This window comes from Micromonospora sp. LZ34 (assembly GCF_052981855.1).
Genome location: NZ_JBRIQN010000009.1, coordinates 38,182 through 58,055 on the forward strand (window position 1 = coordinate 38,182; position 19,874 = coordinate 58,055).

Annotated in this window: 17 protein-coding genes and 1 pseudogene; 10 read left to right on the forward strand and 8 right to left on the reverse strand. The window is 72.6% G+C overall.

Features of this window, described 5'->3' with window-relative positions; translation table 11 throughout:
- Window positions 1-15: 15 nt before the first annotated feature.
- The 6 genes and pseudogenes from ACVCAH_RS12475 (at window position 16) to ACVCAH_RS12500 (ending at window position 3,647) form a co-directional block, all read left to right on the forward strand.
- A complete protein-coding gene (locus ACVCAH_RS12475; protein WP_447136252.1) occupies window positions 16-372 on the forward strand; it encodes a low temperature requirement protein A in 357 nt (118 codons plus the stop codon).
- Window positions 336-458: a hypothetical protein gene (locus ACVCAH_RS12480; protein ID WP_447136253.1), complete on the forward strand. Its 123-nt coding sequence runs from the start codon at window positions 336-338 to the stop codon at window positions 456-458. The genes ACVCAH_RS12475 and ACVCAH_RS12480 overlap by 37 nt, the downstream gene beginning before the upstream one ends.
- Before the next feature lie 8 nt (window positions 459-466).
- Window positions 467-975 (forward strand): annotated as a pseudogene (locus ACVCAH_RS12485) (low temperature requirement protein A).
- A 9-nt stretch (window positions 976-984) separates the two neighbouring features.
- Window positions 985-1,239 carry a hypothetical protein gene (locus tag ACVCAH_RS12490; protein WP_447136254.1) on the forward strand — a complete coding sequence of 85 codons (255 nt, stop codon included), beginning with the start codon at window positions 985-987 and terminating at the stop codon, window positions 1,237-1,239.
- A gap of 72 nt (window positions 1,240-1,311) precedes the next feature.
- The gene (locus tag ACVCAH_RS12495) at window positions 1,312-2,787 is read left to right on the forward strand and encodes an RNA-guided endonuclease InsQ/TnpB family protein (protein ID WP_447136385.1); all 1,476 of its coding nucleotides are present in this window, start codon (window positions 1,312-1,314) and stop codon (window positions 2,785-2,787) included.
- Window positions 2,784-3,647, forward strand: a complete 864-nt coding sequence (locus ACVCAH_RS12500; protein ID WP_447136255.1) for a DUF1028 domain-containing protein — start codon at window positions 2,784-2,786, stop codon at window positions 3,645-3,647. Before ACVCAH_RS12495 ends, ACVCAH_RS12500 begins: the two co-directional genes overlap by 4 nt.
- A gap of 276 nt (window positions 3,648-3,923) precedes the next feature.
- On the opposite strand, the gene ACVCAH_RS12505 is transcribed toward ACVCAH_RS12500, so the two are convergent.
- From ACVCAH_RS12505 to ACVCAH_RS12515, 3 genes are all read right to left on the reverse strand, one after another.
- A complete protein-coding gene (locus ACVCAH_RS12505) occupies window positions 3,924-4,787 on the reverse strand; it encodes an aminoglycoside phosphotransferase family protein (RefSeq protein ID WP_447136256.1) in 864 nt (287 codons plus the stop codon).
- Between the two features lie 96 nt (window positions 4,788-4,883).
- Window positions 4,884-6,083 carry an MFS transporter gene (locus ACVCAH_RS12510; protein WP_447136257.1) on the reverse strand — a complete coding sequence of 400 codons (1,200 nt, stop codon included), beginning with the start codon at window positions 6,081-6,083 and terminating at the stop codon, window positions 4,884-4,886.
- Window positions 6,084-6,116: 33 nt separating this feature from the next.
- The gene (locus ACVCAH_RS12515; RefSeq protein ID WP_447136386.1) at window positions 6,117-6,884 is read right to left on the reverse strand and encodes an SDR family NAD(P)-dependent oxidoreductase; all 768 of its coding nucleotides are present in this window, start codon (window positions 6,882-6,884) and stop codon (window positions 6,117-6,119) included.
- Window positions 6,885-6,956: 72 nt separating this feature from the next.
- Between ACVCAH_RS12515 and ACVCAH_RS12520 the strand changes: the two genes are divergently transcribed.
- A complete protein-coding gene (locus ACVCAH_RS12520) occupies window positions 6,957-7,946 on the forward strand; it encodes a MarR family transcriptional regulator (RefSeq protein ID WP_447136258.1) in 990 nt (329 codons plus the stop codon).
- 227 nt (window positions 7,947-8,173) lie between these two features.
- Here the strand turns inward: ACVCAH_RS12520 and ACVCAH_RS12525 are convergent, their stop codons facing one another.
- The gene (locus ACVCAH_RS12525; RefSeq protein WP_447136259.1) at window positions 8,174-8,842 is read right to left on the reverse strand and encodes a maleylpyruvate isomerase N-terminal domain-containing protein; all 669 of its coding nucleotides are present in this window, start codon (window positions 8,840-8,842) and stop codon (window positions 8,174-8,176) included.
- Window positions 8,843-8,995: 153 nt separating this feature from the next.
- On the opposite strand from ACVCAH_RS12525, the gene ACVCAH_RS12530 reads away from it, so the two are divergent.
- A complete protein-coding gene (locus ACVCAH_RS12530; protein WP_447136260.1) occupies window positions 8,996-9,436 on the forward strand; it encodes a YbhB/YbcL family Raf kinase inhibitor-like protein in 441 nt (146 codons plus the stop codon).
- A gap of 3 nt (window positions 9,437-9,439) precedes the next feature.
- Here the strand turns inward: ACVCAH_RS12530 and ACVCAH_RS12535 are convergent, their stop codons facing one another.
- A complete protein-coding gene (locus ACVCAH_RS12535; RefSeq protein ID WP_447136387.1) occupies window positions 9,440-10,327 on the reverse strand; it encodes a phosphatase PAP2 family protein in 888 nt (295 codons plus the stop codon).
- Between the two features lie 136 nt (window positions 10,328-10,463).
- On the opposite strand from ACVCAH_RS12535, the gene ACVCAH_RS12540 reads away from it, so the two are divergent.
- A complete protein-coding gene (locus ACVCAH_RS12540; RefSeq protein WP_447136261.1) occupies window positions 10,464-11,177 on the forward strand; it encodes a DUF3159 domain-containing protein in 714 nt (237 codons plus the stop codon).
- Between the two features lie 281 nt (window positions 11,178-11,458).
- Here ACVCAH_RS12540 and ACVCAH_RS12545 read toward each other — a convergent pair whose 3' ends face one another.
- Window positions 11,459-14,359, reverse strand: coding sequence for a glycoside hydrolase family 48 protein (locus tag ACVCAH_RS12545; protein ID WP_447136262.1), 2,901 nt, complete (start codon window positions 14,357-14,359; stop codon window positions 11,459-11,461).
- Between the two features lie 959 nt (window positions 14,360-15,318).
- On the opposite strand from ACVCAH_RS12545, the gene ACVCAH_RS12550 reads away from it, so the two are divergent.
- On the forward strand, window positions 15,319-16,800 hold the full coding sequence (locus tag ACVCAH_RS12550) for a GH1 family beta-glucosidase (protein WP_447136263.1): 1,482 nt from the start codon (window positions 15,319-15,321) through the stop codon (window positions 16,798-16,800).
- A 105-nt stretch (window positions 16,801-16,905) separates the two neighbouring features.
- Here the strand turns inward: ACVCAH_RS12550 and ACVCAH_RS12555 are convergent, their stop codons facing one another.
- A complete protein-coding gene (locus tag ACVCAH_RS12555; protein WP_447136264.1) occupies window positions 16,906-17,331 on the reverse strand; it encodes a roadblock/LC7 domain-containing protein in 426 nt (141 codons plus the stop codon).
- Window positions 17,328-19,826 carry a nitrate- and nitrite sensing domain-containing protein gene (locus ACVCAH_RS12560; RefSeq protein ID WP_447136265.1) on the reverse strand — a complete coding sequence of 833 codons (2,499 nt, stop codon included), beginning with the start codon at window positions 19,824-19,826 and terminating at the stop codon, window positions 17,328-17,330. The genes ACVCAH_RS12555 and ACVCAH_RS12560 overlap by 4 nt, the downstream gene beginning before the upstream one ends.
- Between the last annotated feature and the right edge of the window lie 48 nt (window positions 19,827-19,874).

The window sequence follows — 19,874 nt, forward strand, 5'->3', positions numbered from 1 at the left end:
CGGGGCAGGCTGACCGTGGCCGGCCTCGGGAACGGGCGCCTGCTCCCCTCAACCAGGGCCACCAGCCGGGCGACCTTCCTCGAACTCTTCTTCGGCCTGGTCTACGTCTTCGCGCTCACCTCCATCTCGGCCCGGGCGTTCGAGGACCTGGCGCCGGAGCCCGGCGGCGCCGACGGCTGGGGCGCGGTCACCGGCGGAGCCAAGCCGCTGCTGCTGCTGCTCGCACTCTTGTCGGCCTGGCAGGGCACCGCCTGGATGACCAGCCGGTACGACCCGCACCACTTCTGGTTGCAGGCCATCGTCATCACCGCGCTGGTGGCCAGCATGGTGATGGGGTGGCGGTCCTCCGGGCGTACGGCGAATCCGGGCTGATGTTCGCCGTGGCGTACGTGGTCGCGCAGCTCTCCCGCCCGCTGATCCTGCTGCTCGCCCTGGGCCGGCACCCGTACCGCTGTTGAAGGTGCGGATGCTACTCGTGCTCAGCACCACCGGCACGCTCTGGATCATCGGGGCGCTGCTGCCGGCCAACCCGCGGGTGCTGCTCTGGACCGCCGCGCTGGCCGTCCAGTACCTCGCCGGCCGGTTCGGCTGGCCGATGCCTCGGCTGGGCCGCTCCGCAGCCTCCATGTGGGACATCACCGGTGAGCACCTGGCCGAGCGGTACCAGCAGTTCTTCCTCATCGCGCTCGGCGAGACGATCCTGGTGGCCGGTTTCCCTATAGCGAGGGCCCGTACGGCGGCCGCTATGCGATCGCCTTCTGGCTGGCACTGGCCACCTCGATCGTGCTCTGGCGGATTTACGTGCAGCGCGCCGGCCAGATCCTCGCCGAAGCCGTCACCCGGGCCCGGCAGCCGGTGGCACTCTGCCGGTCCGCGGCCGACACCCATCTGTTGATGGTGATCGGGCTGACCGCCACGGCGATCGGCTACGAGCTGGTGAGCGAGCATCCGCTGGACCGCCCCGAGCCGGCCTAGCTGGCAGTGGTGGTCGGCGGGCCGGCGCTCTTCCTCGCCGGCCGCGCCCGGCTCGAATACGAGGTCTTCGGCCGGGTGTCGCCGTCGCGCTGGATCGTGGCCCTCCTGCTGCTGGGGCCGATCCCGTTCCTGGCACATGTGGTGTCGCTGGCGGCGGCAGCCACAGCGGCGGTGCTGCTGGCGGCGGTCGCGGTGGCCGACGCCCGTTCGGGCACGGGGCGGCCCGCAGGAGGCGGCCGCCGCCCTTCTGGGCATCCAGCCTAGTCGATGCATTCCGGCCCCAACGTGCTGATGCGGTGGCCATTAACGTTCGCCGAATTAGGCCGGGTTGGGGAAATGTCGTACGGGTGGTGTTGGCTTCGGTTTGTGCCTCGCCGTCGGGATCCTGCCGCGCCGCGGGTCGTGCATCGCACGGCCCGGGTGGGGTTGCGGGTGACGGCGGGGCAGCGGCGGCGGTGTTTCGGTCTGTTGCGCTCGGCGGGTGACGTGTGGGCGTGTGTGTTGAAGGTCAACGCGTGGCGGCGCCGCCACCACGGCGCTCCTCTGGTCAATTACCAAGAGTTGTGTCGGGAGTTGGCGGCGTCGGGGCCGGGCACGTTCGCCGAACTGGACACCACGGGTGCCCGGTCGGTGCTGCGCCGGTTTTCCGACGCGTGGTTCGCGGCGGCGAAACGCCGTAAGGCGGGTGAGGTGTCGGCCCGGTTTCCGCGGCGGCGGCGGGGGCTGCTGCCGGTGCGTTGGTATCACGGCAAGTTTACCGTCGACGGGCGCCGGGTGCGGATCCCGACCGCGAAGGGCACCCCGCCGTTGTGGGTGCGGCTGGCGCGGGATGTGCCGTATGCGCTGGAGCAGGTTCGGTCGATCACCCTGTTGTGCGAGGGTGGGCGGCTGTTTCTCGACGTCACCGCCGAAGTCCCCGTCGTCACCTATCCGCCGGGTGAGGAGCCGGATCCGGGCCGGGTGGCCGGGGTGGACATGGGAATCATTCACCCCTACGCGGTGGCCGGCCCCGACGGTGAAGCGTTGTTGGTGTCGGGGCGGGCGATCCGCGCTGAGCACCGCATGCACCTGGCCGATACCAAGGCCCGCCGCCGGGCGGGGGCCCGCCGGGCCCCGAAACCGGGTCAGCGGGGGTCACGCCGGTGGCGCAAATGTCGGCGTCGGGCGCGGCTGGTGGAGGGTCGGCATCGGCGGCGGGTCCGCCAGGCCCAGCACGAGGCCGCCCGGGCAGTCATCACCTGGGCCCAGCAGCAGCGGGTGGGGGTGTTGCACGTCGGTGACCCGCGCGGGGTGCTCGACCTACCGGCAGGGCGGCGGCACAACCTGCGGCTGCGGCAGTGGCAGATCGGCCGCCTCCTGCAGGTCCTCACCGACAAGGCCGTTCTCGCCGGCATCACCATCCGCCTCGTCGACGAACGGGGCACCTCCTCGACCTGCCCCGCCTGCCACCGGCGGGTACCCAAACCTCGTGGGCGGACGCTGACCTGCCCGCACTGCCACTTCTCCGGGCACCGCGACCTGGTCGCGGCCGCCAGCATCGCCACCCGCACCCCGGGCGGCGGACCCACCACCCCGACAGCCATCGTGCTGCCACGGGTGGTCACGCACCGTCGAGCCGGCCGGCACCTACCCGGCGCCGGCCAGTCCCGACGTGACCCCCGCCGCCCACCCCGGACGGCGCGAGGATCAGTTGGCCAGCGGAGGCCCGCCCCACCACGCGGTGGGGAGTCGCTCGCCCGAAAGGCGAGGATCCACAACACCGCCGGACACCCGGTGAAAGTTAGTGAACACCGCACTACTCTCCACGCGTGACCTTCTCCATCGTCGCCCGCTCCGCCGACGGCCGCCTGCACGGCGTGGCCGTGGCCAGCAAGTTCCTCGCCGCCGGGGCGCTCGTCCCGGCCGCCGAGGCCGAGGTCGGCGCGCTCGCCACCCAGGCGAACGTCAACCTCGCCTACCGACCGCAGGGGCTGACCATGCTGCGGACCGGGGTGGCCGCCGCCGACGTAGTGGCCGGGCTGGTCGCCGCCGACCCGGACCGGGCCCATCGCCAGCTCGGCGTAGTCGCCGCCACCGGGCCGGGCGCGACCTTCACCGGCGAGCAGTGCCACGACTGGGCGGGCGGCCAGGCCGGCGACGGCTGGGCGGCGCAGGGCAACATCCTGGCCGGCCCGCAGGTGATCGACGCGGTGCGGGACGCCTGGCTGGGCGGGGGCGCGCTGCCGTTCCCGGACCGGCTGCTCGCCGCGCTGCGCGCGGGCGACCAGGCCGGCGGTGACCGGCGGGGGCGGCAGAGCGCCGGGCTGCTGGTGGTCGAGCGCGGCGGCGGGTACGGCGGCACCAGCGACGTGCTGGTCGACCTGCGGGTGGACGACCACGCCGACCCGGTGACCGAGCTGGGCCGGCTGCTCGCGGTGCACACCATGCTGTTCAGCCGGCCCGACCCGGCCACCCTGCTCGACCTGACCGGCGCGATCGCCGCGGAGGTCGGCGCGCTGCTGACCGCGCTCGGCCACCCGGTCGATCCGGCCGACCCGGAGGCGGCGCTCTTCTCCTGGGCCGGCATGGAGAACCTGGAGGAGCGGCTGGTGCCGGGGCGGATCGACCCGCTGGTGCTGGACCACCTGCGCAAGGCGGTGCCGCAGGTGCCGGCTCCCCGGACCGGCACCTGAAGTCCAGAGGTTCAGGGTTCGAGTCCCTGGCGGCCCACTCCATGACGTGATCTCGCTGCTGACTTGCGCTTCTGCGGTTCGCGTGACCGGAGGGCGCGTCCAGTAGGTGGCGGTGCGCGAACCACAGGGACGGCCGCATGCTGGGGTACGCCGCCGCTCGGTGGATACGGACCCGGCGAGGTTCCGCGCTCTGTCTGCGTGTTACTTGCGGCTATCCGGCGCGAGCCGACGCGGCGGTATTTGCTGGACTGCGACAACGCGTTCGGGCGTGCCGGCTCAGGCTGATGGCGGGTCGGCAATGATGCGCGCGAGAGTGCGTCGGCCCATCCGACTCATGGTGGCGTTGGTCTGGTGGTAGTACCAAACCACCCCCATTGCCTGCTGGAAGGCCCACGCTTTGCCACGCTCCCATTCGAGATCGTCGCAGCCGAGTTGCTGCCGAAATGCCTGACGTGGCTCGCGTTCCAGCAGGTGCCAGGCACTTACGAGGTCAAGGGCAGGGTCGGCAGGCCCCAGTCCGCCCACGTCGAGAACCCCGGCCAGCCGCCCGTCGGAGACGAGGACGTTTCCCGGAATGAGATCACCATGGTTCATCCCGTCCGGGGCCTCGCCCCGCGGCAGTTCTCTCATGACCTCCCAGATCCGGCGGAGCAGCGGGACGTCCAGCAGCGTCTCGCTGTGCCCGAAGCAGGTCTCCATCCACCCGTCGTGCGCTGGTAGCTCGCCACCGCGACCCTGGCCTGTGAACGTGCGTCCCCGTGCGTCGATGGCTCGCACGCCACTGACGAACTCGGCCAGATCGTGCGCGAACGCGAACGAGTCACCGGGGTCCTGGTCGGTGGCTACGACACCGGGTACCCACGTCTGTACCGACCATGGAAGCGGGTAGCCGACGCCGGGCTCACCGATGGCGACCGGCTCGGGGGTGGGAAATCGAGTACGACCCATCAGTTCTCGGGCCGCTTCCGCTTCGCGTTCCAGCCAGCCCTGCGCCGCGTCGACCTCACAAGGCTGAAGGGGGAACCGGGCCGTGAACCGTTCCCCGATACGGAAGATGGCATTGACCGTTCCCTGCGAAGCGACGCGCCCGACAGGCAGGCTCCGCCACTCGGGGAACTGCGCGTCCACCAGCTCACGCACCGCGTTGAGTGAGACTGTGAGCTGGCCATCGTGCATCGGCACATCCGGCGATAGGGGTGCGCGGTGGGTAGAGGCTGGCACGACAATCATCCTTAGTCAGGTGTTCTGGGCGGCGACTGTGGCTCGAGGGTGGCCGGTGGCAGGGCTTGACGCCAGGTGGCGGGCAAGAGCGATCGCGGCGAGGAGCGCCAGGACCGCGCATACGCCCAGCCACCCGAAGTGGGCGTAGGCGCGGGCTCCGAGCCAGGAGCCGAGGCTGCCGCCGAGGTAGGCGCAGGTCATGTAGGCGGTGTTGAGTCTGCTCCGGGCTTCGGACCGCAGGGCGTAGATGCGTACCTGGTTGGCGACCATGCCGGACTGCATTCCGACGTCGAGCAGCAACGTGCCGAGCGCCAGTGCCGCGAGGCCCCCCGCCCCGCCGAGACTGGCGAACGCGAGGACGGCGGCCGAGGCGATGATCCCGAGCAGGCAGGCCAGGTTCACCGCGTCGCTGCCCCGACGGTCCACCTGCCGTCCGGCGACCGGGGCGCACAGCATTGTCGCCGCGTTGACCAGTGCGAGCGTTCCGACCGTCGGTGCGCCCAAGTCGTATGTGGGGCCGGTGAGCAGCAGCGCGACGGCGGTCCAGACCGCGGAGAAACCGGCGAAGACCGTCGCCTGGTAGAAGCAGGATCGGCGCAGGTCGGCCTCGGTGCGCAGCAGGCGCAGCGACTCGGCCAGCAGCGCCGGGTATCGGTGCCCGGACGGCGGTCGCGTTGTCGGCAGTACGCGGGCCATGACCACCGCGATGAACAGCACGGATACCGCCGCCGTCAGGTAGGGGGCCCGCCATCCGAACCAGTCGCCGATGGTGCCCGCGACGGTGCGGGACAGCAGCATGCCACCGATGGAGCCGCTCAGCAGGGTGCCGCTGACCACGCCGCGCTGGTCGTCGGCAACGAGGCCGGCTGCCATCGGGCCGATGATCGGCGCGACCACGGTCGTGACCCCGACCAGGGCGCTCGCGCCGACGAGCGGCGGCAGCGCGGGCGCGACGCTCGCGGCGAGCAGCCCCAGCCCGGTGAGGCCGAGCAGGGTGACGATCAGCGGGCGGTGCGGAAGCCGGTCGCCGAGCGGCACCAACAGGAAGATCCCGGCGGCGTAACCGAACTGCACCGCGCTCACCACCAGGGCGGCCGAGTCAGCGCTGACGTGCAGGCTGGCGGCGACCAGCGGGCTGATCGTCTGGGGGAAGTAGATGTTTCCGACGGCAACCCCGCAGGTGAGGGCGAGGAGCACCAGCAGCCTGCGACTCATTTGCGAACCGCCCGTCCGAAAGCGTCGATCACGTCAGTCCACCGGCCCGCCGGCGACGTAGATGACCTGGCCGGAGACGAACCCGGCTTCGGGGCTGACCAGGTACGACGCGGTGTGCGCGATGTCCTCGGGCTGGCCGACCCGGCGCACCGGGATGGTCTGCGCCACGATCCGCTGGTGCTCCTCGAAGCTGCGGCCCCGCCGCTGGGCCCCGACCCTGGTCATGTCACTGACCACGAAGCCCGGCCCGATGGCGTTCGCCGTCACGCCGTGCTGCCCGAGCCGCAGCGCGAGCGATTTGGTGAAGCCGATCAGACCGGCCTTCGCGGCGGCGTAGTCAACGCGGCCGGAATCGCCGAGCGCGGAGATGCTCGACATGTTGACGATCCGTCCCCAGCCGGCCGCCATCATGTAGGGGGTCACGGCCCGAGTGAGGAAGAACGCCCCGCGCAGGCTGACCCCGGTGACCGCGTCCCACTGCTGGGTGCTCGTCTCCTCGACGCCGGCGTTGGGGCCGCCGATGCCGGCGTTGTTGATCAGCACCGTCGGTGGTCCCAACTCGGCGGCGATCCGAGCGACAGCGGCGGTCACCGCCGACTCGTCGTTGACGTCGGCGGCGAACGCCGCCGCCGTTCCGCCGTCGCGGGTGATGGCATCCACGGTGCCGGCGCAGTCTTCCTCGACCAGGTCGACCACGGCGACCGCGAGGCCATCGCGCGCCAAACGCCTGGCCACTCCGGCGCCGATTCCGCGTGCCGCGCCCGTGACGATCGCCGTGCGCCGAATGGCCTGGTCTGTCATGTTGATCTGTGTCATGCCGGAAAGTCCACGGCACCCCGGCGACGATCGCCAAACGATGTAGCATGCAGCTAAATGATCAGCTTCATGCTCGGCGTCGAAGACCTCGCGGACACCCGCTTCGCGATCTCGCCGATCCACGAGGCCGTGCTCAGCCTGCGAGTATTGCGCGAGCCTGGCCTGCACGCGCTGCACCTGCCCTGGCGCAGGTCGGTTCTCGGCAGACTCGACGCGCCCGGTGCCGACCTGCTGATGTCCCTGGTCGGGCCAGACCGCTGCGTTCCGGACTTCCTCACGCCCCGGCCGGCGAGCTTCGCCGCGACCTTCGAGGACGAACTGGCCGCCGTACGCCGAACACCTCCGGACGTCGTACGCCGCGATGTGCTGGCCGTGTACCCACGTGGCGCGCTACCGACCGTCTTTCAGGAAATCACCGCGAACGAGGATGAGCCGGTGCTCGCACTCCGCGACGCCATCTGCGACCGCCTGCACCGCTATTGGCAAGCAGCGATCAAGCCGACTTGGCCGCAGATGCGACTCGTCCTGGAAGCGGACACGACCTACCGCGCCCGACAACTGGCCGTAGGAGGCGCACGCCTGCTCTTCGCCGACATGCACCCGAATCTGCGCTGGCAGGACGGCGTCCTGCACATCGACAAGATGATCGGCAGGCACCACGTCGCGGCAGCCGGCCGAGGACTGCTGCTGGTGCCATCCATCTTCTCCCACAGGCCCGCCCCGCCAGTCAGCCCGGACGAGCCACCAATGCTGGCATACCCCTGCCGTGGAGTAGCAACGCTCTGGGCGCCGACACCGACCGCCGACGCGACCGCCGTCACATCGCTCCTCGGCGCGCCCAGAGCGCGACTGCTCCACCTCCTTGCCGAACCGCTACCGACCGTGGAGATCGCCCGCCGGCTCACAGTCACACCCAGCGCCGTGTCACAGCACCTACAGGTCCTCCACGCGACAGGCCTGATCACTCGCGCCCGCGACGGACGGCACGTGCTGTACCGGCGCAGCCCTCTTGGCGATCAGGTCGTCGGCCAGTCGGCGGAGCAGTGATCCCAGTGGACCAAGGCGCTGCCCTTTCGGTGATCATGTCCACCAGTCACGTCAGACCACTCGCCTACGCACCACGGAAACCGCTACAACAGGCCCCTGAGCTGCGGGAACCCGGTTCGGGTTCTGCCGCATTGAGTCCACTTCCACGGCCAACGTGATGTGCATGCCCGCCGGCGGCTGAACCGGCTGCTTTACGAGGAAGGCCGGTTCAAGGGCAGGGCCGCCGGTCAGCCGCCGAAGGACAGCCAGCGGAAGTCGGCGGCCTCGACGGCGGCCCGCTCCCGATCGGTGAGGTCGGCGCGGCCGGTCGCCTTACGGATCAGCGTGAGCCGGTCCCAGCCCAGCTCCGCCGGGACCGGGCGGCCGCCGGTGAGCAGATCGGCGACCACCTCCCCCGCGGTCAGGGTGAGCCACGGCTGCCGGCCCAGCGCCGCCGCCAGGTCCAGGCCGTGCACCGCGACCTCCACCACCCGGGTACGCAGGAACTCGCCCAGCTCCATCGCGTCGCCGTGCCGGGTGCGCACCACCCGGCCGGGCGGCGCGGCGTCGACCGCGCCGAGGGTGGCTCGCCAGGACCGGTCGACGTCCGCGACCAGGGCCGCGCCGTCGAGTTCCCGGGCCTCCCGACGGCCGGCGTCGATCCGGTCGGCGTCCACCGCCGGGGCGAACTTGGCCGCACCGTAGTAGCCGGCCGCGTCCACCTCGGCGCGGGCCGGAGCCGGCGCGGCGAGCATGTCGACCAGCCGCCCAACGCCGGTACGCACGTGCGCGAGCAGCTCCCGCACGCTCCACGGCCGGCAGTCTGTGGGCCGGTCGAGATCCGCCTCGTCGAGCTCGCGCAGCACCTCGACCAGCCGGGCGCACTCGTCGCGGAACGCGCTGCGTACCGTCTCCACCTGTCCTCCCCCGTCGGTGCGTGCCGCCCGTACCTTTCCACACGGTCCTCGGGCCGGCTCGCCGGGCCCGACCGGCACCGGCCGTTTCGGCGCCCGCCAGGCGGGTACGCGCGACCGGGCCGAACGAGAGGAGCATCAGGGATGGCCGGGATCATGATGCGCAGTACCGCGTTCAACGACCAGGACCGGCTGCCGGACCGCTTCGCCCACGACGGCGACAACGTCTCGCCGCCGCTGCAGTGGGCGCAGGTGCCGGAGTCCGCGGTCGAACTGGTCCTCTTCGTCGAGGACCCGGACGCCGGGAAGACGCCGTTCCTGCACTGGCTGGTCACCGGGATCTCGCGAAACTCGGACGGCTCGCCGGAGGGCGGCGTGCCGCTGGGCGGCCGGGAGTGGCCCAACGGCTTCGGCGAGACGGGCTGGGGTGGCCCGCAGCCGCCGCGGGGCGACGACCCGCACCGCTACTTCTTCCGCCTGTACGCGTTGGAGCGGCCGTTGGAACTGCCCGACGCGCCGCAGGTGCCCGACGTCTACCGGGCGCTCACCGACAAGGAGTTCGCCAGCGGCACGATGGTCGGCACCTACTCCCGCTGAGCGTCAGCCCGGGCGGCGCGGCACCAGCCGGTGCACGGCGGTGAGCACCAGCGCCATCACCAGGCCCATCGTCCCGGCGACGCCGGCCGCGGTGCCGGCGTAGCCGACGAACAGTGGCCGCCGGGACAGCTCGTCGGGCGGGGTTTCGCGCAGGTCGACCAGCCAGGACAGGGCGAGCGCGCAGGCCACCACCGCGACCGCGCCGCCGATGCCGAGCACCGCCGCGGCCACCCGGTGCGCGTCGGCCGACTCCACCTGCGCCTGCTCCCGCTGGCTGACCAGGAGCAGCAGCCCGGCCAGCGCCGACCAGACGCCGACCACCAGGAACGCCGCCAGCGCGTCGCTGGGGCGGTGCCAGCCGGCGGAGAGGGTGGCCACCCCGGCGACCGCGGCGTAGCCGGCGGCGAGGAACGCGCCGACCGCCCGGACCCTGCGGGGCAGCACGAGCACCAGCGCCACCGCCACCGAGGCAGCGACCGTGGCGTGCCCGCTGGGCAGGCTGTTGCCGGCGTACGCCCGTTCCGGGTCGATGCCGTAGTCGGGCCGGTCCAGGCCGTGCTTGAGCAGCTGGGTGGTCACGTTGGCGCCGACGATCAGCAGGGTGGCCGTGACGGCCAGGGCGATCCGGCCCCGGATCAGCGCGATGAAGCCGATCACGGCGGTGGTCACCACCAGGGACACCACCGACATGGCGTTGAGGATCCGGTCCACCGGCTCGTCGATGCGATCCTGGCCGATCCGGTTGCCGGTCAGCGCGACCGTGTCGACCCACTGGCCCACGCCGGTGTGCACCGCGATCCGCCACACGACGAGGAAGGCGGCCGCCTGGACGATGGCCAGTACGACCAACCAGACCGCCGTCCATCCCCTTGCCGTCGTGCGCACCCGCACACGGTAGCCGGACCCCTGCCGCGGTCCGGCGACAGCCCGCACGCCGACACCCGATCGATCAACCACACCGCGACGGGTACCCGGTGGACGGTTGTGACAACCGCACTAGGTTGGGGCCGACGGGAGGAGGTGACGGGTGGCCAGCGGACCGGAGCACACCACGCCGCCCGGGGAGCGGTCGGAGGCGAGGGCGGGGCGGCCCGAAACGCTCGCCGATCTGCTCGGCGGCCGCCGCGGCGCGGTCGACGCGACGCTGCCGCCGGTCGCGTTCGCCGCCGGTTGGCTGCTCGGCGGGCACTCGCTCTGGGCCGGGATCGGCGCGGCTGTGGTCACCGGCACGGCGGTCGCCGGCTGGCGGTTGCGCCGCGGCGACCGGCCGCGCTCGGTGCTGGTCGGGCTGCTCGCCGTCTGCGTGGCCGCGCTGATCGCCCTGCGTACCGGCCGGGCCGAGGATTTCTTCCTGCTCCAACTGCTGTCGAACGCGGCGAGCGCGCTGGCCTGGGCGGTGAGTATCGCGGTGCGCTGGCCGCTGCTCGGGGTGGTGGTCGGGGTGGCGCTGCGCCAGCGCGGCCGGTGGCGGCGGGACCCGGCGCTGCTGCGCGGGTACGGGCGGGGCAGCTGGGTCTGGGCGGCGAGCTACGTGCTTCGGGTGGCGGTGTTCCTGCCGCTCTACCTGGCTGGGCAGGTGCTCGCGTTGACCGTGGCCCGGGTGGCGCTGAGCTGGCCGCTGGTGGCCGTCTCGCTGGCGGTGAGCTGGGTGGTGGTGCGCCGGTCGCTGCCGGAGGGGCATCCGGGGCTGCGTCACCCGGTGGACCGGGCCGACGAACTGGCTGGGGCACCGGAGAAATGAGGGAGAGGCCGCCACGGGGGGAGCGGCCTCTCCGGTGAGGTACGTTACTCCGTCCCGGTCTCGCGCGTGATCCCGTGACGGCCTCTTTTTCCGGCCTTTTTCGGTGTCCGCGACTGCCCGGGCGGTGGGGTGGGCCGGCCGACCCGCTGCGTCGGCCGGATGGCCGGCCCACCCCGGCCTGACCGTGGGCGTCAGGCCGCCTGCCGACCGGGTGTCCACGTTCTCCTGCCACCCGATCGGCCTCCGGGTGGGCGGTCGGGCCGCCCACCCGGAGCGCCGGTTCAGCCAGTCGGGAAAAGGTGTCCGTAGTCGGCGTACGCCATGGCGACGTCGGCCTGGGCCCAGAACCGGTGGTAGTTGAAGGTCGGCTCGGCACCGCCGTTGAGGTACGCCTGGACCTTGGGCCAGGCCGGGTCGTTCTTGTAGAAGGAACGGATGTCGACGAAGCTCTTGCCCGCAGCGATGGCGTCGCCGTTGGGCATCGTGCCGGTCCAGCCGGGCGGGACGTAGAGGCCCTGGCCGGTGCTGGCGTCGTAGACGTCGTCGAAGCGCCGGTAGTCGCCTCGCTTCTCGGTGGTCGAGACGCCCTGCGCGTCGCTGGCCGCGTGCAGGGCGTCGAGCAGGCCCTTGGCGGTGTTCTTCGCCGCGGTGTCGCCCGACTTCGCCGCGTACGCGATCAGCGTGCGGGCGTAGGCGGCGGCGACGCCGACGTCCTGGCCCTTGGTGGTGACCTGGACGTGCAGGTTGGTGTTGGGCTGCGGGTTGGTGGGGTTCCAGGTGGTCGGCTGGCCGCTCCAGGTCATGTCCGAGGGGATCGACCAGTTGGCGCCGAGCGTGGTGTTGGCGATCGCCCACGGCACCCACTTGTCCAGCAGGGCCTTGGCCTTCGCGTTTCCGGTCTGCAGGTAGAGCTCGGCGATCCGCTGCATCGACCAGGCCTGCATGCCGAACCACTGGTTGGACGGTGGGTCGTTGTAGACCGGGTCGACGTCGTAGAACATGCCGTAGAAGGTGGAGGTGCCGGCCGGCGGCTGGCCGTAGTGCCCGCCCCAGCTGTTGGTCGCGCCGCCGGCGATGCCGCCCTCGGCGGACTGGAGCCAGGTGTAGAACTCCAGCTGCCGCTCGAAGCTCTTGGTCCAGTCGGCCACCGCGGTGGGCGACTTCGGCTTCAGCTCGGCCACGTTGGTCAGCGCCCAGGCCGCGAACGGGTTCTGGTAGCCGAAGTGGTTGTGGCTGGAGCCGATCCGCCAGGACCAGTTCTGGCTGGTCTCGTACGCGCCGCCCCAGGCGTAGTACCAGGACATCAGGTAGTGCGCGGAGTCCTTGCCGGTGCCGGCCGGGCAGGCGGTGGCCCCGACGCAGTTGCCGATCTTCTTGAAGTACTTGTCGAACATGGCGTAGCGCAGGTAGTCACCCATCTTGGCGGCCTTAACCACGGTGGCCGCCACGTCGGCCTCCTTGCCCTGCTCCCTGGCCCAGGTCAGCGCCCAGTACGCGGCCTGCACGGCACGCGCGTCGGCGTCCGGGGCGTTGGTGTACTTCCACTGCTTCGCCGGCGCGTTCGACTCGGTGATGAACAGGTCGAGGTAGCCGTACCGCCCGCCGTGGGCGAAGGTGTCGCAGGACGGCTGCGGTACGGTCTCCCACACCGACTCCTGGGTGCCGCGCTGGAAGGTGTTGATGTACGCCGGGCGGCTGGTGCCGTCGCCGCACCGGCCGTAGCCGTAGGTGTTGTCCACGTCGAGCAGCCAGTGCATGCCGTAGATGTCGCCGGTGCCGTAGGTGGACTGGAGTTCGCTGCGGAGCGGGTCCTGGCCGACCGGCACCGACGGCTCCAGTCGCGACGGGTACTGGCTGGGCAGGTCGTGCTCGGCGGCGTACTGCGGGGTGCCCGCCGCGCCGGCGGTCGGCTGGTCGGCGTGCGACGGGATGATGTACTTCTCCATCACCGTCCACGCGTTGTTGAACGGCGCCCAGTTCTGGGTGACCCGGCCGTACTGGGCCTCCAGCCACAACCAGAAGCTAAACGCCTCGGAGGTGGTCTCGTGGCCGTGGTCGGGCGCCTCGACGATCAGCGTCTCGATGGAGTGGTACGGCACGCCCTCCGGGCTGAAGTACCCGGAGTTCTTGATCTTGCCGTACTGCGCCAGGAAGCGCTCGACGTACTCGTTGTCGCCGCCGCCCGGGGTGTCGTTGTCGATCTCGGTGGCGGTGATGGCGAGCGGGGCGTACCCGGTGGCCGAGGCGGTGACGGTGGCGGTGCCGCCGGCGGTGTCGGCGTCCTCCGCCGCCGCGACGGTGATGGTCACCCCGGTGTTCCAGTTGGTCGGGGTCAGCGTCGCGGTGGCCGGCGAGACGGTGATGTCCGCGTCCCCGGTGCGGGCGAGGGTCACCGGGGCGTTGCCCGGCGGGGCCGCGCTGAGCTTGAGGTTGACCGTGGAGCTGCCGCCCTCGGCCACGCTCACCGAGGAGGGGGTGGCCACCAGCACCGGTCCGCTGGCCGGGGTCACCGTGAAGGAGCGTTCCGCGGTGGCGGTCAGGTTCGCGTTGTCGTACGCCCTGGCCTGCACGGTGTAGTCGCCGGCCGGCAGGTCCTCGAGGGTGTAGCCGTACGGGGCGGTGGTGTCGGTGTTGACCAGCAGGCCGTTGCGGTAGAACTCGACCTTGCTGATGGTGCCGTCGGGGTCGCTGGCGGTGGCGGTCAGCGGCACGTCGGCGGGCGCCTCGAACGGGCCGGCGGGCACGCTGAGCCCGACCGTCGGCGGTTGCTGCGGCGTCCCGCCGCAGGTGACGCCGTTGACCGAGAACGAGGTCGGCTTGGGGTTGCTGCCGCTGTACGAGCCGTTGAAGCCGATGCTGGTGCTGGCGCCGGTGCCCAGGTTGCCGTTCCACGCCTCGTTGGTGGCGGTGACCTCGTTGCCGGTCTGGCTCCACCGGGCCGACCAGCCCTGGGTGACCCGCTGGTCGCCGGGGAAGGCGAACCGCAGGGTCCAGCCGTTGATCGGGTCGCCGAGGTTGCGGATGGTGACGTTGGCCGTGAAGCCGGTGTTCCAGTCGTTGGTCGCGTAGACCACGTCGCAGGCCGCGGCGGCCTGCGCCGCGCCGGCCGGCAGGGTGACCCCGCCGACGGCCAGCGCGGTGACCGCGACCATCGCCAATCGGCGACGTCGTAGCTCTCTCATGTGCGCGGTGTCTCCTCGGACCAGGCCGGGGGCGGAACCCCGGCGGGGCGCCCGCCCCGGTGGTGGGGGCGCGAGGCGCCAGGGGATGGTGGTGGCCCCGGCCCGGGCGGGGGTGCGGCGGGGCGGCGCCCGTACGGGGCGGCGTTCACCGGCTGGGTCGGGTGCCGTGCCGGACCTGCCGGATGCCCTCGGCGACCCGCGCTCTCGCGAGCTGGCTCCGCGACGCGGTCGATCGACAGTGTGCCATGGAAGCGCTCCCACAACAAGTGAGAGCCTCGGTGAGCAGTCAGATGTTTCGATCTCGTTTAGGGGCTTTCACAAAGCCGTGACGGGCGTTACAGTCGCAAGCATCGTCGATGGGAGCGCTTCCATCGACAAGGTTCCACCAAGAAGATCAACCCGAGGCGAGTCTGCGGACTGACCCCGGGGATCAGCCCGAAGGCTGACGGCGGGCCAGCCCGGACGCCGCCGCCAGCCATCACCCCGCCAAGTGGAGGGAGGTGGATCCGCAAGCCACTCGCGTGGCCCGGCTCCCGCGCGACACGCACGACAGGACGCCAATTCCGTCCGTGCGTGTTACTGCACCGGTGGGGACGGGGGTTGCCCTCCCCCGTCCCCACACTAAACCTCCGTTCACGACGGGAAAAGAGGCCGACCGGACCGGCCGCGACGCCAGCACCAGCCGCCTCGCCCGCGGTCCGCCCACCCCCGTCGGTTCCCACCCCGGCACCCTCGACCCCCGCCGGTGCCCCCGGCCGGCGCGTTGTTGCGCGCCCCGGTCCGGACCGCCGCGGCACACCCACCGGCGCCCGCCGCACCGCCCCGCCCCGCCACCCCCGTCGCCGCCACGGCCCGGGACCCCGTCCCGCCCGGCCGGCGGATGACCGGCTGGCAGCGCCTGACTATGCTGGGAGCGCTCCCGGCTCCCGGCGGCGGCCACGCACCTCACGAGGAGAATCATGTCGACACTCACCCGGCGGCACCTGCTCGGCCGCGCCGCGCTCTCCGCCACCACCGCCGGCACCGGGCTGGGCGCCACCACGACCGCCGCCGCCGGCGGCTGCGACGACCCGGCCGACGGTGACCCGCACCCGGAAACCCGCACCGCCGACGCGCCCGCCGGACCGCTGCGCTTCCCGCCGGACTTCGGCTGGGGCGCGGCCACCTCGGCGTACCAGATCGAGGGCGCGGCCAAGGAGGACGGCCGCGGCGAGTCGGTGTGGGACACCTTCAGCCGCACCCCCGGCCGGGTCCGCAACGGCGACACCGGCGACGTGGCCGCCGACCACTACCACCGCTGGCGCGACGACCTCGACCTGATGCGTGACCTGGGGCTGCGCAGCTACCGGTTCTCCATCTCCTGGCCGCGCATCCAGGCCGACGGCACCGGCGCGCCGAACCAGCGAGGGCTCGACTTCTACCGCCGGCTCGTCGACGGGCTGCACGAGCGGGGCATCGCACCGATGGCCACGCTGTTCCACTGGGACCTGCCGCAGGCCCTCCAGGACGCCGGCGGCTGGGAGAACCGAGACGTCGCCCACCGGTTCGCCGACTACGCCGACGCGGTCTTCCGCGCCCTCGGCGACCGGGTGCCGGTGTGGCTGACCGTCAACGAGCCGAAGACCGTGGTGCAGAACGGCTACCTGTCGGGGCACCACGCCCCGGGCCGGCAGGACCCGGCCGCCGCGTACCTGGTGGCCCACCACCTCCAGCTCGCGCACGGCCTCGCCGTCCGGGCGCTGCGCGCGGTCGGCGGCGCCGGCCGGATCGGCCCCGCGTTCAACCTGCACCCGTGCTACCCGGCCGACGACACGCCGGCCGCGGCCGCCGCCACCCGGCTCTACGACGGCTACGAGAACCGGCTCTACCTCGACTCCGTCCTGCGCGGCAGCTACCCCGAGGACGTCCTGGCCGACCTCGGCCCGGACAGCCGGATGGTGCGCGGCATCCGCGACGGCGACCTGGCCGTCATCTCCGCCCCGGTCGACCTGCTCGCCGTGCAGTACTACACCCCGATCTACGTCACCGCCGACGGCGGCACCGTCCGCCGGTGGCCCACCTCCGAGGCCGACTGGCAGCAGATCTACCCGGACGGCATGTACGACATCCTGACCCGGGTCACCCGCGACTACGGCCCGATCCCGCTCACCGTCACCGAGAACGGCCTGCCCACGCCGGACGTGCTCGGCGCCGAGGGCACCGTCGACGACGCCGGGCGGATCGACTTCCTCCGCGACCACCTGGCCGCCGCGCACCGGGCGATCACCGCCGGGGTGCCGCTGGAGAGCTTCCACGTCTGGTCGCTGCTGGACAACTTCGAGTGGGCCGAGGGTTACGACCAGCGCTGGGGTCTGGTCTACGTGGACTACCCGACGCAGCGCCGGGTGCCCAAGCGCAGCGCCCACTGGTACCGCACGGTGATCGCCGAGAACGGTCTCTGACCGTCGCGACCACCCACCCGGCCCCGGTCGGCGGGGGCCGGGTGGGATCCGGGGGCGCGCGCCGCCGGACCCGGCACGGGGTCCGGTGGCGCGCGGCCCGCCCGGTCAGCGGGGCAGCGCCTGCTGCAACTCCGCCCGCAGCGCCGGGGTGAGCATCTCCCCCGCCTGCTTGGCCAGCCGCGCCATCTCGTACCCGACCACGCCGATGTCGGCGTCCGCGCCGGCCAGCGTGGCCAGGATGGAGCCGTCGCGCACCTGCATGACCAGGAAGTAGCCGCGTCCCATCTCGACCACCGTCTGCTTGACCACGTCCCCGTCGAACATCTGGGCCGCCCCCGCGGTGATGCTCATCAGGCCCGAGGTGACCGCGGCCAGCTTGTCGGCGTGGTCCCGGGGCAGGTGGTCGGAGATGGCGATCAGAAGCCCGTCGGAGGAGACCACCACCGCGTGCGCCACCCCCGGCACCCGCTCCGCGAACGCGCTGACCAGCCAGCTCAGGTCACGGGCCTCCTGGCTCAACGTCGTCGTCACTGTCGTCCCCCTTCGGTGGGTACGCCGCCGCGCGGCATCGGTATCTCTGTGGTTTCCTCGGCCTCGGCCCGGCGCACGCCGCTGTAGAGCCGCGACAGCATGCCGCCCACCGCCTCCGGGTCCGGGTCGTGCCGGGTGACCGGCTGCTCCGGCCGGGCCGATCGGGTGACCGTCGACAGCTGCGCCATCGGCACCCGCACCGGCAGGCCCCGCGAGTTGGTGCCGCCGGTCACCGGGACGGCCGGCGGGACGGGATCGCCCTCCCCGACCGCGACGGGCGCCGGCCCCTGGCGGGACCACCAGCCGCGCCCGGCCGGCTCGGCCGTCGCCGGGGCGAGCAGGTCCTCGGCCCGCACGGGCATCGGACGGGTCGACCGGGGCACGGCCGGATCGGGGCGCCGCCCGGCCACCGGCAGCTCGACCGGACGGGCCCGGTTCGCGGGGCCGGCCACGGCGGTGAGCAGCCGGGGCCCCATCGGCGGGTCCAGCTCCGGACCCGGATCGGGAGCCAGCAGCCGGCCCGGCAACCGGATCCGGGCGGTCAGCCCGTCCGCGTCGCCGTGCAGCCGCACCTCGACGCCGTGCCGGGCGGCCAGGTGGCTGACCACGAACAGCCCCATCCGCTCGACGGTGGCGACGTCCGCCGCCGGCGGCCGGGCCAGCACGGCGTTCGCCTCGGCGAGCGCGGTGGGGCTCATACCGAGGCCCTCGTCGGCGATCTCGATCAGCGCGCCGGTCCCCTCTGGCGAGGCGGTGATCCGGACGGCGGTGTCCGGCCGGGAGAAGGCGGTGGCGTTCTCCAGCAGCTCGGCGAGCAGGTGCACCAGCTCGCCGATGGCGTGCCCGACGACGTGCAGGTGGGCCACCGCCTCGTGTCGTACCCGCTGGTAATGTTCGATCTCGGCGCTGGCGGCCAGCAGCACCACGCCGAGGCGGACCGGCCGGTTCCACCTCCGGGTCGACTCGGTGCCGGCCAGCACCAGCAGGCTCTCGTCGTTGCGCCGCATCCGGGCGGCCAGGTGGTCGAGCTTGAACAGGTTCTCCAGCTGGACCGGGTCGTCCTCCTCCCGTTCCAGGTCGTCGAGGAGCTCCAGCTGCCGTTCGACCAGGACCTGGCTGCGCCGGGCGAGGTTGACGAACATCGCGTTGACGTTGCGTCGCGTGGTGGCCTGCTCGACGGCGACGCTGACCGCGCTGCGGTGCACCGCGACGAACGCCTCGGCCAGCTCGCCGATCTCGTCGAGCGAGCGGACCACGGCCGGCGCGACCTCGATGGCTGGCACACCCCCGGTGACCGCCCGCAGCCGGTCGAGGGCGTCGGGAAGCTCCACCTGGGCGATCCGCAGCGCCTGGCTGCGCAGCAGCCGCATCGACCGGGCGACCGAGCGTCCGACCAGGACGGAGATGAGCAGCGCGAACAACAGCACCGTGACGATCGCGCCGGCCACCAGCAGGGTGGTGCGCAGCTGACCGGCGCTGGCGTCGTCGGCCTGCCGCACCGCGTCGTCCACCACCGACACCTCGAACTGTCGCAGCAGGTCCTGCCGGTCCTCGCTGGCCGCCCACCACTCCGGGGCGGGCAGCGCCTCCGGCTCCCCGCCGCTGGGCAGGCTGCGCTCCTCGAGCCGGGTGGCGGCGAGGAACGCCGGGTCCACCGAGGTCTGGTCGTAGCGGCGGATCTGCTCGGCGGTGGCGGCGACCCGGAACGCGCCGAGCGCGGTCAACTGCTGAGCCCGCAGATCACTCAGCGCGACCTGGTCCTCCACGTCGTACCGGCCGGCCCGGGCGGCCTCGTAGAGCTGGGCGCGCACCCGCGAGGAGAGCTCCTTGACCCGGGCGAGCTGCACGTAACGCAGCACCGCGTCGCTGAGCGCCGGATGCTCCTCGCCGGGCGAGGGCTCGGCGAGCAGGTTGAGCAGCACGTCGATGGCCCGGTGGTAGTTGCTCAGGATGGTGTCGCTGCCCAGCACCGCCGGCGGCACCGCGGCTCTGATGTAGACCACCTGGTCGTACGCCTCGAGCGCCTCCGAGTAGGTGACCCGCCAGGACGCGTCGGCGTCGGTCAGCGGTTCGGCCGCCCGGCGCAGCTCCCGCATCGCCTCGTCGGAGGCGTTCTCCAGCGGCTTGAGCGCCTCGATGGTGACGTCCCGGTCGCCCCCCGCCCCGGCCCGCCGCAGCTCGGCCAGCTCACCGGCGACCCGGTCCCGCTCCTGCTGCAGCCGGTGCACCGCCGCGGTGATCTCCCGGCCGATGCCCACCTGCTCGGCGAAGTCGCTCAACGCGGTGGTCCGCCCGACCAGCGCGCGGGTCTGCACGCCGGCCAGCACCAGGAACGCCACCGAAGGAATGACCAGCACGGTGGCGAGCTTGGTCCGCATCCGCCAGTCACGCAGTCGGAACGGCGAGCGGCGCCGGTGCGGCACGACGCGGACGTCGAACCGGCGCCGGCGGTGGCTGGACACCGTGCCGTGCGCCCGGTCCGGACCTGCGCCCACACATGCCTCCTACGTTTCTCGCGTCCGCCGCGAGCCGGGGAGCGCAGT

Bases quoted from the DNA above. Each gene is read 5' to 3' on its own strand.
- ACVCAH_RS12510 (WP_447136257.1), bottom strand. From the start codon at position 6,083: ATGAGTCGCAGGCTGCTGGTGCTCCTCGCCCTCACCTGCGGGGTTGCC.
- ACVCAH_RS12515 (WP_447136386.1), bottom strand. From the start codon at position 6,884: ATGACAGACCAGGCCATTCGGCGCACGGCGATCGTCACGGGCGCGGCA.
- ACVCAH_RS12545 (WP_447136262.1), bottom strand. From the start codon at position 14,359: ATGAGAGAGCTACGACGTCGCCGATTGGCGATGGTCGCGGTCACCGCG.
- ACVCAH_RS12495 (WP_447136385.1), top strand. From the start codon at position 1,312: ATGTCGTACGGGTGGTGTTGGCTTCGGTTTGTGCCTCGCCGTCGGGAT.
- ACVCAH_RS12520 (WP_447136258.1), top strand. From the start codon at position 6,957: ATGATCAGCTTCATGCTCGGCGTCGAAGACCTCGCGGACACCCGCTTC.
- ACVCAH_RS12530 (WP_447136260.1), top strand. From the start codon at position 8,996: ATGATGCGCAGTACCGCGTTCAACGACCAGGACCGGCTGCCGGACCGC.
- ACVCAH_RS12550 (WP_447136263.1), top strand. From the start codon at position 15,319: ATGTCGACACTCACCCGGCGGCACCTGCTCGGCCGCGCCGCGCTCTCC.